This window comes from Dendronalium sp. ChiSLP03b, from assembly GCF_034531165.2.
In the GTDB taxonomy this organism is placed as follows: domain Bacteria; phylum Cyanobacteriota; class Cyanobacteriia; order Cyanobacteriales; family Nostocaceae; genus Dendronalium; species Dendronalium minutum.
The window spans coordinates 1-17,289 of the sequence record NZ_JAVRBR020000067.1; the positions used below are offsets into that span (position 1 = coordinate 1).

General features: G+C 41.4%; 15 protein-coding genes. 9 read left to right on the forward strand and 6 right to left on the reverse strand.

The annotated features are described in order from the left end of the window. Window positions 1–266 precede the first annotated feature (266 nt). Window positions 267–1,388, forward strand: coding sequence for a geranylgeranyl reductase family protein (locus tag RMY31_RS17705; protein ID WP_322666944.1), 1,122 nt, complete (start codon window positions 267–269; stop codon window positions 1,386–1,388). 229 nt (window positions 1,389–1,617) lie between these two features. After that, complete coding sequence (locus RMY31_RS17710) at window positions 1,618–2,337, forward strand: cadmium resistance transporter (RefSeq protein ID WP_322666946.1); 720 nt, start codon at window positions 1,618–1,620, stop codon at window positions 2,335–2,337. Window positions 2,338–2,437: 100 nt separating this feature from the next. On the opposite strand, the gene aroF is transcribed toward RMY31_RS17710, so the two are convergent. Further along, window positions 2,438–3,310 (reverse strand): 3-deoxy-7-phosphoheptulonate synthase, encoded by an 873-nt coding sequence (gene aroF / locus RMY31_RS17715; protein WP_322666918.1) that lies wholly within the window; start codon window positions 3,308–3,310, stop codon window positions 2,438–2,440. Between the two features lie 654 nt (window positions 3,311–3,964). On the opposite strand from aroF, the gene RMY31_RS17720 reads away from it, so the two are divergent. The 5 genes from RMY31_RS17720 (at window position 3,965) to RMY31_RS17740 (ending at window position 10,003) form a co-directional block, all read left to right on the forward strand. Next, window positions 3,965–4,459, forward strand: coding sequence for a hypothetical protein (locus tag RMY31_RS17720; RefSeq protein ID WP_322666920.1), 495 nt, complete (start codon window positions 3,965–3,967; stop codon window positions 4,457–4,459). A 568-nt stretch (window positions 4,460–5,027) separates the two neighbouring features. Then, window positions 5,028–5,687 (forward strand): pentapeptide repeat-containing protein, encoded by a 660-nt coding sequence (locus RMY31_RS17725; protein WP_322666922.1) that lies wholly within the window; start codon window positions 5,028–5,030, stop codon window positions 5,685–5,687. A gap of 530 nt (window positions 5,688–6,217) precedes the next feature. Beyond that, window positions 6,218–8,032: an ATP-binding protein gene (locus RMY31_RS17730; protein ID WP_322666924.1), complete on the forward strand. Its 1,815-nt coding sequence runs from the start codon at window positions 6,218–6,220 to the stop codon at window positions 8,030–8,032. Window positions 8,033–8,226: 194 nt separating this feature from the next. Then, window positions 8,227–9,051, forward strand: a complete 825-nt coding sequence (locus RMY31_RS17735; protein WP_322666926.1) for an SDR family oxidoreductase — start codon at window positions 8,227–8,229, stop codon at window positions 9,049–9,051. A 22-nt stretch (window positions 9,052–9,073) separates the two neighbouring features. Then, entirely contained in the window at window positions 9,074–10,003 is a 930-nt protein-coding gene (locus tag RMY31_RS17740) for an alpha/beta hydrolase (protein ID WP_322666928.1), read from the forward strand. A gap of 4 nt (window positions 10,004–10,007) precedes the next feature. Here the strand turns inward: RMY31_RS17740 and RMY31_RS17745 are convergent, their stop codons facing one another. From RMY31_RS17745 to RMY31_RS17765, 5 genes are all read right to left on the reverse strand, one after another. Next, a complete protein-coding gene (locus RMY31_RS17745) occupies window positions 10,008–11,057 on the reverse strand; it encodes a serine hydrolase domain-containing protein (RefSeq protein WP_322666930.1) in 1,050 nt (349 codons plus the stop codon). A 140-nt stretch (window positions 11,058–11,197) separates the two neighbouring features. Beyond that, window positions 11,198–11,875 carry a Rho termination factor N-terminal domain-containing protein gene (locus RMY31_RS17750; protein WP_322666932.1) on the reverse strand — a complete coding sequence of 226 codons (678 nt, stop codon included), beginning with the start codon at window positions 11,873–11,875 and terminating at the stop codon, window positions 11,198–11,200. Window positions 11,876–12,183: 308 nt separating this feature from the next. Further along, window positions 12,184–12,402, reverse strand: a complete 219-nt coding sequence (locus tag RMY31_RS17755) for a hypothetical protein (RefSeq protein ID WP_322666935.1) — start codon at window positions 12,400–12,402, stop codon at window positions 12,184–12,186. 181 nt (window positions 12,403–12,583) lie between these two features. Next, complete coding sequence (locus RMY31_RS17760) at window positions 12,584–14,173, reverse strand: efflux RND transporter periplasmic adaptor subunit (RefSeq protein ID WP_322666936.1); 1,590 nt, start codon at window positions 14,171–14,173, stop codon at window positions 12,584–12,586. 157 nt (window positions 14,174–14,330) lie between these two features. Continuing rightward, window positions 14,331–14,954 (reverse strand): TetR/AcrR family transcriptional regulator, encoded by a 624-nt coding sequence (locus tag RMY31_RS17765; RefSeq protein WP_322666937.1) that lies wholly within the window; start codon window positions 14,952–14,954, stop codon window positions 14,331–14,333. Window positions 14,955–15,304: 350 nt separating this feature from the next. On the opposite strand from RMY31_RS17765, the gene RMY31_RS17770 reads away from it, so the two are divergent. After that, the gene (locus tag RMY31_RS17770) at window positions 15,305–15,613 is read left to right on the forward strand and encodes a P-II family nitrogen regulator (protein WP_322666940.1); all 309 of its coding nucleotides are present in this window, start codon (window positions 15,305–15,307) and stop codon (window positions 15,611–15,613) included. Window positions 15,614–15,992: 379 nt separating this feature from the next. Beyond that, complete coding sequence (locus RMY31_RS17775; protein ID WP_322666942.1) at window positions 15,993–17,147, forward strand: iron-containing alcohol dehydrogenase; 1,155 nt, start codon at window positions 15,993–15,995, stop codon at window positions 17,145–17,147. Window positions 17,148–17,289: the final 142 nt, after the last annotated feature.

Consider the following 17,289-nt stretch of genomic DNA (forward strand, 5'->3'; position numbering starts at 1 on the left):
CTGTTTCTAAAGCTTTGAGTACTGTACCTGATTCAATTACTGGTGAAATTAGTAAGAATTCTTTGAGTTGCATTCAACATTAGTACACTTGGGTGACAACCCTCAGTCTACCTGGTTTTGAGCTTAACCGAACCGTATTGCCACCACAATGCCAGTCGCACCTAGTTGCTACCCTAAAATCAATGAAAGTCTGGTCAGACTATCTCTGTGTAGAGTACAAAGATACACTAAAGAATCAACTAATTGAGGAGCAAAAATTCAGCAACATGTACGACATCATCATTGTCGGCGCTGGCCCAGCTGGTGGAACAGCTGCATATCACTTAGCTAAGAAGGGTCGCTCAGTATTAGTTTTGGAAAAAGAATCCCTACCAAGATATAAACCATGTGGTGGTGGTGTGTCACCTGCGATCGCTCAATGGTTTGACTTTGACTTTAGCCCAGCTATTTCTGTGAAGGCAGACTCCTTACGCTTCACCTGGAAATTGGGCGACCCTGTGGAAGCCAAAATCGAAACTAAAGAACCAGTCTGGATGGTGCGGCGAGATATATTTGACCATTTCCTAGTGCAGCAAGCCCAAAAGCAAGGAGCGGAACTACGCGATAATACCGAAGTCACAGGAATTGAGTTTAAAACTGACCATTGGCAAGTAAACACAGCCAATGGGCCAGTTACAGGTTACTACTTGATTGCGGCAGATGGTGCCAAAGGTCCAATGGCAAAATGGCTGGGCTTCAAACAACGTAAACGTCGCCTAGCAGGAGCTTTGGAAGCAGAGGTTCCAGCCGTGGTAGAAAACAAATCCACAATTCATTTCGAGTTTGGCTTGGTCAAAAACGGCTACATCTGGAACTTCCCCAAAGCTGATGGTTATTCGATAGGTGTTGGGACGTTCATTGGTGGTGAACCCCAAGATTTCAAAAAAATTTTAGATGAGTACGCCAAATCGTTTAACGTAGATATCAAAATTAGCAAGCAATATGGTCATCCCCTCTGTATTTGGGATGGTACTCAAAAGCTACACGCGCAAAATGCTGTTTTGGCTGGAGAAGCCGCTTGCGTAGTCGATCCTATGACCGCAGAAGGCATCCGCCCCTCAATTTTTACTGGCTTGCTCGCAGCAGAATTTGTTGACCGAGCGCTTGATGGCGAAATTAACGCTTTAGAACAATACAGCGAAGCCATCAACGAACAATGGGGTAGTGATATGGCTTGGGCCCAAAAAATAGCTGGAGCATTCTATCGCTTTCCTGGTATTGGCTATAAAGTTGGTGTAAAGCGCCCTTCTGGTGCCCAAATTATGGGTAAGATACTGTGTGGTGAACTGCGCTATAGTGACGTTGCTGGTCGTGCCCTCAAGCGTTTAATTCCTGGTTTTGGGGGTTAGTGAATAGTTAACAAGAAAGACAGAGGGCGGTATTCCTTCTGCCCTCTATTCTAGAAGTGAGTTCCTTTTTCATGCTTGGTGATGAAAATTTTTCATTGGGACTGACTTGTTTAATTATTAAAGGCTAATCCTGTAATTCAAGTAATTACAAAACCCTAAATTAGGATCTCTACTTTGCAGTAAGCTGTTCTATGTTTATGTGTTGTTTGCAATTAGTTTCCCGAAAAATATGAATGGGTCCATCAGTGCTATTAGCACAGGATTGGTTGCGTTTAGTGCCACTAACTTTGATGATATTGTCATTCTATTACTGTTTTTTTCTCAAATAAATACTACATTTCGCCCTCGGCATATTGTTATTGGTCAGTATTTAGGTTTCACAATATTAGTAATCCTCAGCTTGCCCGGTTTATTTGGGGGACTAATCATACCGCAAAACTGGATTGGATTACTTGGTTTGATCCCAATCGCAATAGGTATTAGCAGCCTGGTGAATGAGGAAAAAGATTCATCAACGGAAGTTATAGCAGAAACAACACAACCTGAATCATCATTAATTAGTAGTTTTTTATCGCCCCAGACTTACAGTGTGGCGGTAGTTACAATCGCTAATGGCAGTGACAATATTAGCGTCTACGTGCCCTTATTTGCTAGTAGCAACTTAGGCAGTTTTTTAGTAATTATAAGCTTATTCCCGCTCCTATTAGGAGTTTGGTGCTATACCGCATACAAGCTAAGCCATCAAAAAACTATAGCTGATATCTTGACTCGCTACGGCAATAACCTTGTGCCTTTTGTTTTGATGGGATTGGGTGCTTTTATTGTATTAAAAAGTGGAGCTTTAAATCCCATAAAGCTGGTTGCTAGTTGTCTGTGTTTAATGATTTTGGTGAAAAATGATAGTACCAATGAAATTGAGGAAATTCAAGTAGATGAGGTCAAGAAATAGGGGTATGAGGGTTATGTAGCCTTTTCACCTACACCCCACACCCCCATCCCCTTATACCTCTTTTTTCGCGCCAAATTAAAAATTCCGGTGCGGTGAAATCTTAAGCTGCACAATAAATAGGGGCAGGTTTTAAACCTACCCCTTTTGCTTCCAATATACTCCGCCCTACAGCGACAGCTACAGGCTTTAAACTATCAACCAAACTTACCATATCGTCCAAGGAAAGTGCTTGACGTGCATCAGAAACGGATTTTTCTGGTTCTGGATGACACTCAATAATTAACCCATCAGCCCCACAAGCAACCACAGCTTTCGCCAAGGGTGCTACCAGTTCCCGTTTACCTACAGCATGGGAAGGATCTACAATTACAGGCAAGTGAGTTATTTGTTTGAGAGCTACTACTGCTCCTAAATCTAGGACATTGCGGGTGTAATTATCGAAGCTGCGGATACCCCGTTCGCACATCACCACATCAGGATTACCGTGGCTTAAGATATATTCAGCTGCCATGACGAATTCCTCAATTGTCGCTGCTAAACCCCGCTTGAGTAGTATCGGCTTACCAGCTTGTCCTAAGGCTTTCAGCAAGTCGAAGTTTTGCATATTACGGCTACCAATCTGAAGCATATCAGCATGGGCAGCGACTACTTCAATTTGGGAAATTGACATGACTTCGGTGATGACTGGGATATTGTAACGCGATCGCACCTTGGCTAAAACTGCCAATCCTTCTTCTCCCATTCCTTGGAAAGCGTAGGGAGAGGTACGAGGTTTGTAAACACCGCCACGTAATGCTTGTACAGGCGCAGCAGATAATTTTTGGGCAACTATCTCCATTTGCTCTAAACTTTCAACCGCGCAGGGACCACCAATAACTATCACTTCTTTGCCGCCGAAGGCAGCTGTTTGTGAGAGTTTAACGATTGTCTGATGGCTAGTATAAGATTGTGTGGCAAGTTTGGCATTAATCATGGTTTGATTTTCCTTAATTAGTCAGTTGTCAGTTGTCAGTTGTCAGGAGGCAGGAGACAGAAGGCAGAAGTGAAGAATTATCTCCCTTGTCTTCCTTGTCCCCGCGTCCCCGCGTCCTTTATCTCTCTCATCTTCCCCAGTCTCCAGCGCAACAAAAAAGCCCGCAAACTTTAGTTCCGGGCGCGTTCTGATTCATCAGCATGACGCTATTTACCCGGAACTTGCTCTGGGCCAAAAGTAAAAGCCATAAAACCAGCTAATGAAATAGGTCATGATGATGAAATTTTGCTCCTTAAAAAACAAAAACCGCAGAGTTTGCTCTGCGGTTCACCGGGCGGTTTCCATGTGGAAACTTAATTCACTCCCGGTGAACCGCCTTAAACCAAAAATAAAAGTAGTAACTGCTGCTGAACATTAGTGGGGCGCTAAGCTAAAAATTTAATGTACACCTATATCATGCTCACAGTAACAGAAGGAGTTGGCAACGTCAAGACCCGCACAACCTTGAAAAAAAGCGATAGACTCAGTACAACTCGGAAGAAGGGGTGTAAGGGTATTTAAGAGAAGATTTCCCTACATCCCTATTCTCCTACATCCCTAGCGAACTAATTCTGCATTGACCCGATCGCTTGTTAAGCACAATTTAGTTTTATTATGCCCAGTTCTAAAATCTTAACTACATCTTTTGACTATCAAGGAGTTTATCCCTGCCCCGTTTGTCGCATAGGTAAGATTTCTCACATGCACTTGATGGAGGCAATGGCTTGTGACTTCTGCCATGAAATTTTTACTGTCAACCTAGAACAACAGCAAATTAAGATGCCTTCTCGGCAACCTCCGCTGATTTGGCGTTGGAATGGCTTTAATTGGACTGAAGCCCAGTTAGAAGGTATGGAATTGGGTTGGGGCTATGGGCTGGCAGCAATTGCTTTTGTAATTTTACCTACCACCTTAATTGGCATAGTCGCTTACTATTTTCCTCCAACTCTTAATGCTCCTATTACCTGGATGCCATATATCTGGACGTTATTAACTTTTTTGTCGCATTTATCAATTATTATTTGGATTTTTATTGAAGTTTATCAGATTCCTGTTGCGGCATATTTAAGAGCGATGAATCGATGGAGAAATAGAGAAATGGGTAGATAGCGATAAGTTGTTCCACATCCTTAATTATGCTGACTGATGAACGCCAGTTGTTTTAACAGAGGGAATCCTAACGGACAGTTTGCTCAAATCGCTATAATCCTAACGCAACTGTCCTAGGACTTATGCAACTGGTTCCTGATGACGGATGACTAACTACTACTCAATTTGTTACTTAAAATCTAGATATGTTTGAAAAAGTGAGCATAATTTAGCAATAACTAACCTACATCGACACAGAACTTCACGTTTATGCTGACATCGCGGTAGTGTTTTGGTGTATATCAAGAAAGGATATGATTTTGGAATATGCCCACGAAAGAGTTATTGATGGACTTAGTTCGCTGCGCTACGCTTATATAATACTCAGATATCAGTTTTACTCCGTGCAAATTTACTATGCAATTAACTGCTACCGAACTGCCCAGTATTATCTGAGTCAAAAATACTAGAAAATAGCAAACTATATTTCATCAAAAATTTCATATCAAAAAAACATTTTTCAAGGATTAAGCCGATAGAGGGTTGCATTACACATAATTAATTTGATTGTTCATTAAAACACCACCTTATGAGAGAGTTGGAGCGGTATTATAGAGTATTGGAATTAGAACCTGGGGCAACGCTTGAGGAAGTCAACCAGGCTTACAAAGATTTAGTTTTTGTATGGCATCCCGATCGCATTCCCAAAGATAATCTCCGCTTACAAAAGAAAGCCCAAGAAAAGCTACAAGCAATTAATGAAGCTCGTGAAAAATTGCGCTCTTTTAATGTTAAGCATCAAAGCATATATCATTCTTCACCAGTTAAACAACCAGTTCAACACAAAAAACCATCTCCAAGCACCTCTCAGCCACCAAAGCAAAGCTCTGATTTGAGTGGTAAAGACTTCAGTCGCTCAAATTTGAGTAATAAAGATTTATCTGGCAGAAACTTGAGTTATGCTAACTTGAGCGGTGCCGATCTCAGTGATACTTTTATGCACAAAGTTAATCTTAGAGGTGCAAATTTATCAGAAGCAAATTTGTTTAGAGCTAACTTACTTTTAGCTGATATGAGGGAAGCAAATTTGCGCTCTGCTAACTTGATTGGTGCGGATCTCAGTGGCGCTGACTTGCGTGGTGCTGACTTAACAGGAGCGCGGATTCGCTCTGGCGAGCGCTTACTGGTGAAACTGATAGGTGCTAACTTGGCTGGTGCAATTATGCCTGATGGTGTTATTCATGGTTGACAGAATTTTAGATTAAATAATTCAAAATCTAAAATACCTCAAAGGTTTTAATTTCCTAGTTTAAACTAGGAAATAAATCCAAATTACTAAATGGAATAAGAGCGTTTAATACTCAGCTAAAAAGCAAAAATTAAAAGCAATATTATTTCTTTTGCATTTTGACTTTTGATTTAAATCTCACTCTAAGAATTTGGGTGTAGTTCATTCATCTAAAAATTGCTGTAAGTAAATTCCCCTCCATTTTTGGACTTACGTATTTTAACTAATTCCAAAGTGGTGTTTATCGCGCAGAATATAGCAATGTAGATTTTTGTTGCACCTACCGGAGTTTGGAATATTTTAGCTATGAAAGTTTCCAGAATACTCCTGTCAATCAAGTGAGATTGGTTCTGAATGATTTAATATTATACCCATTTGAAAAACGATTGCGACAGATGGAAAGCTGAAAAGCTTATCTAGTAAATCTTTCACAATCCAAAATAATATTAGCTGTTAGGCTGAAGCTTCTGTGTGGAAATAACAAGACATATATGCAATCTGCTAAAACTAAGACTGCTTTAAACGACACACAATCCGAATTATCGGCAAAGGAGCCTGTGTCGCAAGTGCAATTGAACCATCAGGGTTGGATTGCTCGACTAGTTAATAGTCTCAGTATCAGTAAAAAGATTGCCTGGGGGTATGGCTTGGCTTTGGGTGTTGCTGTTGTGGGAACAGCAACTGGATTTATGGTGGGAGATTACTATCAGCGACAAGTGGTGGCACAAAAACAACAGGAATTCAAGGAAATCCAGCTACTTAATAGTTTAGAACTGACTTTACTACAGGTACAAGCACACCAACACAAGCTGATTTTATTGAGTGACAGAGAATTGTTGCAGCAAGAATACTCCCATTTGCTAAAACATATCACTGAACTCAACCAGCTATGGTCTGAAGTTAAGGCTTATACAAGTAGTGCAGATTACGCTTACGATAATCATGCTGAGGGTTTGCCGCAATTTCTGCAAAGTTACGCAGGTGTACCAGAAGCATATACTCAACAAATAACGGCATTACTAGGAAAAATTAATTTATCTAATTTGCAGCCAGAGAGTATTTCCGCATTCCAAAAACAACTGTTGAATTTTACGAACAATTCTACATACCTCAGATTGCACCAAGCTTCAGATGCTTTAGAAGAGGTTGTGAATTCTTCCTATAAGGATTTACAGAGTGCAGAGGCTGCTGTAAGAGATGTAGAAAAATTGCGAGAAAAGATTATTTTGGCCAGTATGCTATTGTCAGTGGCGATCGCTATCTTGTTGGCAAGTTACACTAGTGTGGCGATCGCTCATCCATTACGAAATGTTACCAATATCGCCCAAAAAATCACCCAGGAATCTAACTTCGATTTGCAAGTACCTGTAACGACAGTAGATGAAGTGGGTGTGCTAGCAACCTCTCTCAATCAACTAATTCAACGGGTAAATACTTTGCTAGCAGAACAAAAAGCTGAGGCATCTCGGCAGTTGATTCAGAGTGAGAAAATGTCCAGCCTTGGACAGATGCTAGCGGGAGTAGCACATGAAATCAACAATCCAATCAACTTTATTTACGGCAATCTCCAACATACTAACATCTACTTCCAGGATCTCTTGGCTTTAATTGATGCCTACCAAGAAAAAGTCAACGATGATGATATTGTGGCTTTATCTGAGGAAATAGACTTAGAATTTTTGCGAGAAGACTTGCCTAAGGTATTGCAATCTATTGAATTCGGGGCTACACGCGCCAGAGATATTGTTTTGAGTTTGAAAAACTTTTCCCGCCTCGATGAAAGCGAAGTTAATCTAGTAGATATTCATGCCTGTATTGATAGTACTTTGCTCATTCTTAATAACCGGATTAAAAAAGATATTACTGTTGTCAAAAACTATTGTGAATTGCCGAATGTTGAAGGTTATGCGGGTTCGCTTTACCAGGTGTTCATGAATATTTTGAGCAATGCCATAGATGCTTTAGAAGAGCAAGGCGAAATATCACAAGCTAAAAAAATTACGATCGCTACACAACGTTTAGCAGAGAATTGGGTAGAGATAAAAATTACTGATAACGGCTCTGGTATCTCTCCAGAATATCAGGCAAAGATATTTGAAACTTTCTTCACCACTAAACCTATGGGCGTGGGCACTGGTTTAGGGTTATCGATTAGCTATCAAATTGTGGTAGAAAAACATCATGGTAGATTAACGTGCGAGTCTGAGCTTAGTGAGGGTACTACATTTGCGATCGCTCTACCCATTCAACACCCAGTGAGTGACACATCTGCTCCATATCCTATACTAGCTTGCAGCATTACCTGACCAAAATCATAGTTGCCAAAAAATGAAAACAACCATGATGGGCAATAATACTTAAAAATCCTATTTCATCTAAAACACATCTGGCGTTGCATAATCACTTCATCCAGTCATTAGCAGTTATCAGTCAACTTACTCATGAGTTATGAGTCAGAAACTCTTGTAATATTGACTTTAGACTGTGTATCTCAATTCTCATGAACATTGCAATTATAGGTTGTGGCTACGTTGGTTATGCTGTTGCTCAATATTGGCAGCAAAAAATGACTTTTTTAGTTACTGCTACTACAACTACTCCTGAGCGCGTCCCAATCCTAGAAGCAGTAGCCCAAAAAGTTGCAGTAGTCCAAGGAAACGATCCAGAAAAACTAAAATCTATATTGCAAAATAAAGATATCGTACTATTGAGCATTGCTTCTAAAGGTGGCAAATTTTATCAAGAAACATATCTAGATACTGCCAAAAATTTAGTTGCTGTTTTACAGCATGTACCCAGTGTTAAACAAATAATATATACAGGCAGTTATTCAGTTTATGGCGACCAAAACGGTGCATGGGTAGATGAAACAATGCCAGTTGTACCTAACTATGCCAATGGAGAAATTCTCAAAGAGACTGAGGAAGTTTTGCTAACAGCATCTAATGAAAATCTCCGCGTTTGTATTTTAAGATTGGGTGGAATTTACGGGCCGAATAGAGAATTAGTGAAAATATTTGGTGCAGCTTCTGGCACAAGCCGTCCTGGTAATGGTGAAGATGTAACAAATTGGATTCACCTAGATGATATTGTTGGGGCTATAGAGTTTGTTCGACAATACCACTTACAAGGAATTTATAATTTAGTGGATGATGCCCATCTTACTAGTCGGGAATTACTTGACACTTTGTTTAAAAAACACAATTTACCCAAGGTTTCCTGGGATAGCTCTATTAAAAGTAACCGTCCATATAATGCCAAAGTATCAAATCAAAAGATAAAAGACGCTGGCTATCAATTAATTTACCCACAAATGCTATTTTAGCAGTTATTGATAATTTGGAATTATGCAACCATCTACTGAGACCAACAAACTCAATTTCACAACATCTCCCAATCAGTTCTACACTTGGCATAATTATCGCTGTGCCTACGAAATATACCAGCCAAATCATTCTACACCTGAAGGTATTCCTCTACTTTTAATTCATCCCATTGGTGTAGGATTATCGCGGCAATTTTGGCAGCGCTTTTGTGGCGAATGGTATACCACAGATCGTCGTAATCCGATTTATAATCCCGATTTACTGGGATGCGGTGAAAGTGATATGCCCCATGTAGCTTACACTCCAAAAGATTGGGCAAAACAATTGCATTACTTTTTACAAACAGTGGTGCAGAAACCCGCGCTCGTCGTGGTACAAGGTGGTTTATTACCAGTTGCGTTAGAGTTAGTTCAAAAAGAAGCGAATTTAATTGCCGGACTGATACTAGTTGGCCCTCCAGCTTGGGCTGTAACTACCAAAAAATTACCAGAATGGCAGCAAAAATTGCTTTGGAATCTCTTAGATTCGCTTTTTGGTAATGCTTTTTATCGCTATGCACGCACGCGTCAGTTTTTGCAGTCTTTCTCAACTCGCCAACTTTTTGCCTCAGCAGATACAGTCGATGCCGAGTGGTTGAATACTTTAGTAAAAGGTGCAGAAAATATCGCCAACCGCTACGCAGTGTTTTCTTTTTTAGCTGGATTTTGGCGACAGGATTATAGTAGTTATATTGCTTCTATAAAACAGCCAACACTGGTAGTTGTGGGAGAAACAGCATCGAGTATTAGCCAAGAAGGTAAACAAGAAACACCTGATGAACGCTTAGCTGATTATCTTGCCTATTTACCTCAAGGTCGTGGAATTAAATTAATGGGTAGAAATGTTTTGCCATACGAATCAACTACCGAATTTGTAGCAGCGATCGCACCATTCATCAACGAATTTTCTTAATTATTTAAGAATCTGTTTCTAGTGGTGGCTGAAGTTCTAATTCCCTCACAGATTGACAGAAATATCCAGCAATCTGTTTAGCGATCGCATCCGGTCGAGAAATTTTATCTAAATTGCAAAACACAATTACAGTCATCTTATCATCGATAAAACGAGTGATATTACTGGCAAATCCCAAGATTGAACCGTTATGACCTACCACTCGGCGATCGCTATAATTCAATACCCACCAACCTAAACCTACCACATATCTCTGTTTTTCCCAATCATTGCCTCGCTTGGGAGGATGAGGAGTCCACATCATCTCTAAGGTAGATTGCTTTAGTAGAGTTGCACTGTGAAGCGCCTGTTCCCACTTCACCATATCTGCCACACTGGAGAGTTGACCCCCAGCGGAGTAAGTAACTGAAGGACTGTAGTAAGGCTTATTAACCAGCTTGCCATCTAAAAGGCGGTAGCCAGCAGCTCGGTGCGGCACAATATCTTTAGGATGATTCATCATAGTTGCATTCATCCCCAAGGTCGCAAAAATTCGCTCTTGCAATAAATCTCCATAAGATTTGCCTGCCACCTTTTCCAGCATTAAACCCAGCAGATAATAGCCTGTGTTGTCATAGGCGCTGAATTCACCGGGTGGAAACTTCAAGGGTAAATCGGTGACTAAAGCCAAAATTTCAGATTTAGACAAATCAAGACGGGTAAGTTCCCAGTAGTTTGGCGCATCTGTATAGTTAGGAATTCCAGACTGGTGAGACAGAATATGCTTGATTGTGACACCTTGCCACGCTGGAGGTAGATAATCGAGATAGTTTGCGATCGCTTCCTCTAGTGAAATCACCCCTTCCTCCACCAACATCATTGTGACTGTGGCGGTAAACGTTTTCCCGACAGAGGCAATTTCATAAACTGTGTGTTCAGTTGCTGGTACAGAGTGTTCGAGATTCGCCAAGCCATAACCTTTAACCAAAACAAGTTCACCTTCTTGGACAACTGCAAATGACAGTCCAGGAATTTGGTTTTTCGCCATTGTCGCTTGGATATAGTCGTCAACCATGATTGACCTAATTTTTGTTTAAAGCTGTCAGTTTAGGAAACTCTAATAAATCAATTTAGCAAAAGAGAGAGTGAAAAATAATCACCCTCTCCGAAATTGACTTGATTTTTAAGCGAAAAATATTCTCTGTTTTTTTCAGATTAAGCTGTTGTTAGCAAAGCAACTAACTCTTGTTTTTTCTTCTTGTTATATCCAGAAATTCCTTGCTTTTTCGCCATATCTTTAAGCTGTGCGATTGTCAAAGTATCCAATTTCGGTTCTGGAGTAACTATTGGTGTAACCACTTCTAGTTCTGATTGAGGAGTGAGATAAAATACCTCTTTGAGTGCATCTAGTTTTTTTCCTTTGGTTATGCCGCATTTTAGCATTGTAATTGGCTCAAAGTTTTTCCAGGATTGGCGTGGAGCCTCATCAATACGATTAGTAGCGATCGCCAGTTTTATACCTTTTAACTCACTATTAGGTTTTTCAATCAGGTACTGCAACGCCGCTTGAATTTCATCTCTGCTTGCAGTTGACAGATTAACTTTAGGGATTAACTCACCAGTTAAAATCCTAGTCAGATCGAATGTTCTCTCACTAGAATCTGTGACAATGCACCATACTCTTTCTAAACCGACTTCCTGTGCGATCGCGTAAACGAATGAGTTACCAATGACTTCATACTGGTCTTGTTCGATTTCTTTAACAATCACCGGAACCCAATTGCGACCACCTGATTCCATCAATACTTTTCCAGCTGCCTTAATACAAAACTCTGGTGCATCCGTACCGGGTGCATCCCACTTTTTATTTTGCAATGAGAGAATAGCTGTCATTGCGTTCGCGTAGCGTCTCGTAGAGAGGAGGAACGACGAAGCAATCGCATGGACTCGCTCGTAGTTGGAGGACTTTGCGATTGCTTCGCTTCGCTCGCAATGACATGCAAAAAAGTGGGATGCTCCCGACGGCGAAGACTAGCGATGCCATCTAAATTATCAACAAGATAACTCGTAACGACTCTGAAGAGGCAATGGTTGCCGCAGCCTCTATCAATGTTTTGGATTGGGAATCAGCAATATTTGACCTAGAACTTCCAATCTCACTACTTGTGAGATTGGAAGTCCATAGTAAAGCTTATGGAAAATTAGAATTTTTCTTCGTCTTGATGTGTCTGTTCAATATCTTGTGACATCGAATCTTGCAGCAGATGGTTAGAACTGATTTGTTCTGCTTGAGGTTCACTCTTGATTTTTCCATCCCAAGAGTAGTTGCAAATTTTAGTACGAAGCACCGCACCTAAAGTTTTGTTAATCGCAAAAGCAAACAAATCGATAAAAATGAGGTCTACAGTTCGACTAATCATCAGTCCCTCTTGAGCTTTTCAGCATCAACTGAGATTCACCTACACTAGAAAAGACATATTTTCCAGAAACTTCTTCTAAATAGTTACTCTCTTTAAGACTAAGCAAAACTCATGCGCTCTGACGGGGTGCGAGCGACTGGTAGCGACGCGCCATAGCGCGTCTCTACTTTTCTAATTGGTGTTAGGGCTTCTCAGTACCCGTTTCTTCAGATGCAGGCATGATAGGAGCGCCATTAGTTAGGTTGAGAATGCCGGAAACAACGATTTTTTCACCAGCTTTTAGTCCTTCGAGAACTTGATAATTGCTTCCCTGAATGTCTCCCAATTTCACAGATTTTTGTAGAGCTACCAAAGGCGGCGCTCCAGGTTGGGGTTTTTCTGGTGCTTGAGCCACAAAGACAAAAGTCTGCCCACCTAGGCGCGATACTGCGGTCACTGGAATTAAAATTCCTGGACGTTCGTCCCAAATTACTTTGGTTTGCACTAACTGGCGATTGAGCAGTTGATTTCTAGAATTGCCAAAGGTGGCTTTAGCCAAAACCGTTTGCGAATTTGTACTGGCATCGGGAGAAATAAAACTTACTTTACCCGTGGCTGTAGGTTGACCTTGAGCATCTAACATTTGCACGGGTAATCCTATACGCAACTGTTTGGCTTCGGTTAGTGGGATGGATAAATTCAGTTCCAAAGAGTCGTTTTTAGTAAGTGTGGTGAGTTGATCTCCTTTGCCCACGTACTCTCCTACCCTTACCGGGATGTCACCAACAATACCTGCAAACGGAGCTCGGACATTTGTGTATTGCAGTTGCACTTGGGCGGCTTGGACTTGGGCGGCTGCCTGAGTTACTTGAGAACGAGCTTGGGCAATCTCTTCTGGACGAGAACCATTTTCTAGTTGTCTGACGTTTTGTTTCTGTTGTTCCAAGGCAGCGGCTAGCTCACTAATATCAGAGCTTCTACTTTTGCGGACTTGTTGTAAGCGTCGTTGAGCGACAACCAGGGAAGCTTCAGCACTACGTTGTTCTTTAACATATCCTTCTAGGGCATCTTGAGAAACTGCGCCTTCTTTTCTCAATTGTTCGTATCGCTTTGCTCGTGACTGTGCTAGTTCTAAATCGGATTTGGCTGATTCAATTTGAGCTTCAGCTTGAGCAACTTCTTCGGGTTGCGCTCCGGCTTGAGCATCTATCAGACGAGCTTGAGCTTGAGCAAATTGAGCTCTGGCTTGGGCAATTTCTTCTTTTCGCGTACCTGCTTTGAGTTCGGCAAGACGTGCTTGGGATTGTTCTAGTGAGGCTTTCGCTTGTAATAGCTGGGCTTGGGCATTGTCACTTTGCAGGCGAATCACAACTTGCCCTTGTTGGATGCGATCGCCTTCTTTGAATAAAATTTCACTAACTCGCCCCTCTATCTCTGGCTTTAATATGACTGAGCGTGGAGCTTCTAAAGAGCCAACAAAATCAGAAGTTTCTTGGATAGTTGCAGTCTCTACAGTGGCTAGCTTAACAGGAATTCCCATCGGTTTAGCAGCTGCGCCAGCGCCTGGAGGTGCATTACTAGCAAGGCTACTTTGCCACCAACGCCAACCCAAGCCACCGCCTGCAATTAACAAAATAACTCCCAATATCAGAGGCCAACGCCGCTTTTTTGGCTTAGACAGTTGTTTTTGTTCTGGCAGCGATTCTTGTTGTTGAACTTGATTGGCATCAGTAACAGTGGGCTGTTCTGTTTCAACGGGAACTAGGGAATCAGAGAATTCAGAGTGGGGCATCTTCGTTTTCTCGTCTTGATAGATTTAGACTCTAGCAATGTCATCTTGGCTGAAAAAGCTTTATATAAAGGATATTTCAGCCCTTTTTTTCGATGTTTCTATACCTGTGATTTGTAGAATTCGATGGAATTGTCGAAATCCTGCGCTCAATGTTTGGTTAAGAATAATCTGTATTGATTGGCGAAATGCTAATACCACGTATAAACAAGTCAACACAAGTCTCGATGTAGCATTCGCGACTATAACCCAATGTAGTTGGGGTATCACTACAACGCAGCATTCCGTGAAGCAGCATACCGCCGAAACTATCCACAGATGCCCTCAAGTCTATATCTAGGCGAACTTTACCCTTCTCTTGACCTTTCTGTAAGTACACAATCATCTGTTCGCGCAGCGATTTGTCAGTTTCGTATACAATCTGACGGGCGGCTTCAGGATACCGCTTCGCTTCGCCAATAAATGTCCGAATTAAAGCTTCATGCTCCTCCATCATGCTGCTGCAAAGTCTTGCATAATCCTTCAAGTCAATGTACAAGTTTTGAGTCCATTCGTCCTGATGGGCTAGGGCTTCCGCTTGTAAAGCTACAGCCTGCTGAATCACAGCAGCTAGGAGTTGCTCTTTACATTGAAAATGGCGAAACAGAGTTACTTCATTCACCCCAGCGGCACGAGCAATCTCACGCGTTGTGGCTTTCGTTAAGCCTGCATTCGCAAACACCTCAGTTGCCGCCTCGATCAACCTTGCACGAGTTTGTGCAGTTTTTGACGCTATGTTTTCCATGAAACTTATGCAAGTACTTGCTGACAAATGTAAGCGCTTGCTTGCATTATATACACATAGGTCGAAAATGTGTATAAAGTGAAGAAAGCCAGTAGCGATCGCGTAAAAACCTACGCTCGCGAAGCAATCAGTTGAATTTTAGGGAAAAATACATAAGTTTCAGTTATTTGTTTTCTGCTTAAAAGCTATAGATTTAGAATTTTCCATAAATAAAAACTATTAATTAATTCAGAAGTAGTACAAAAAGCCTGCCTGAATAGTTCTGCATATTTGTTGGTTGTTAGTGCGATCGTGGGCATACTGACAGGAGAACAAGTTGGAACGAATTATTATATTTTGGAGGTAAGATTATGCAGTCAGTTAAAAGAATAGAAATTTTTGCCAATTCAGTCGAACAAAGTAGGATTTTAGAGGCTTTGGAACGAGCAGATGTCCTCGGTCATACAGTCATTAAAAATGTATGTGGCAAAGAAAAAAGGGGCAAACTAACAGATGATTTGGCAATGAGCTTGCAAGACAATGTGTATATCATTGCTTTCTTTCATCCCGAACAACAGCTGCCAATTGAGGCATATGTCAGACCAATTCTGAATAAGTTTGGGGGAAGCTGTTTTATTTCTGATGCGATAGAACTCGAAACAACTAAATGTGCTAGTTAGACTGCTGAGTTTCCGGGTTAGGGTGGTACTTAAATTTTCTTTGTCAGTATTCAAAGTCAAGTCGTTTCAGTCGGTATCCTGAGACAGTGCTTTGAGATGTTAAGGGAGCGATCGCAAAAGTGATATGATTCAGATTCTTGAAAAAACCAATACAAAACTCTATACAAATTGGTTGGTGTGGCAATGGTTTGGAGCAGAGTACTTGGATTGGTTTTATTGGAGTCTGTGATATTTACTTCAGCTACCCTGACCTGCCAACAAAGTTCTCAAAGCCAAATTACCTGTAATTTGTAACTTTGACTGCGGTAGGTTACACACTAAATAATGAAACTGATTAGAATACACAAGGTGCAATCTCATTCCCTCGTCAGAACTAATCATGGAAAACTTTATTTTTTACAACCCAGTCAAAATACTGTTTGGCAAAGGTCAAATTGCCAATATAGCTGCTGAAATTCCTGCTGATGCCAAAATTCTCCTCACCTACGGCGGAGGCAGCATCAAAAGCAACGGCGTTTATGACCAAGTTAAGTCTGCGTTAGCTGGACGTAATGTAATTGAGTTTGGCGGTATCGAACCCAATCCTCACTTAGAAACGCTTTTGCAAGCAGTTGAATTGGTACGAAAGGAAAATATCAATTTTCTCCTGGCTGTTGGTGGTGGTTCTGTGGTTGATGGCACTAAGTTTATTGCAGCTGCGGTTCCCTTTGTCGGCGACCCCTGGGATATCTTAGCAAAACAAGCAACTGTAAAGACTGCTGTACCTTTTGGTGTGGTGTTGACACTACCAGCAACAGGCTCAGAAATGAATACAAGTTCAGTCGTTACCAAGTGGGAAACTCAAGAAAAACTGTACTTCAGCAGTCCCTTAGTGTATCCCCGCTTTTCTGTTCTTGACCCAGAAACTACTTATTCTCTTCCTCAGAGGCAAATTAGCAATGGAATTGTAGATGCTTATACCCATGTGATGGAGCAGTATTTGACTTATCCTGTGAATGCGCCATTGCAAGACCGATGGGCAGAGTCAATTTTGAAAACTCTGATTGAAGAGGGGCCAAAAACCCTAGCTAATCCTCAAGACTACGATGCACGGGCTAATGTGATGTGGTCTGCGACTTTGGCACTCAATGGGTTAATTGGTGCAGGAGTTCCCCAAGATTGGGCAACTCACATGATTGGTCATGAGTTGACGGCACTGCATGGTCTAGATCATGCTCAAACTTTGGCGATTGTATTACCCAGTACACTTTCGATTAGACGCGATCGCAAATGGCAAAAACTCCTACAATATGCCCAGAGAGTTTGGAACATTGTCAATGGTAGTGAGGAAGAACGAGTTACCGAAGCAATTGATAAGACTCGGAACTTCTTTGAGTCTGTAGGTGTACGCACTCGTTTATCTGACTATGGTGTCGGAATTGACACTATTCCTGTGATTATTGAACGTTTTGAAAAGCGCGGTTTTGTAGCTTTAGGCGAACACCAAGATGTTAATCCTCAGGTTGTTGAGCAGATTTTAACTCTCTCGGCTTAGACAGGCTACGGTGTACACACAAGTATGCCCAGAGCGAGTTTCCAGCCAAAAAAGGTGGATTCAAACAGATCTAGTCCGCGAACCAAAGTAGTAATACCAGGAGGTTTCTGAGACTTGTAACCAGACCAACCACCAATTCGAG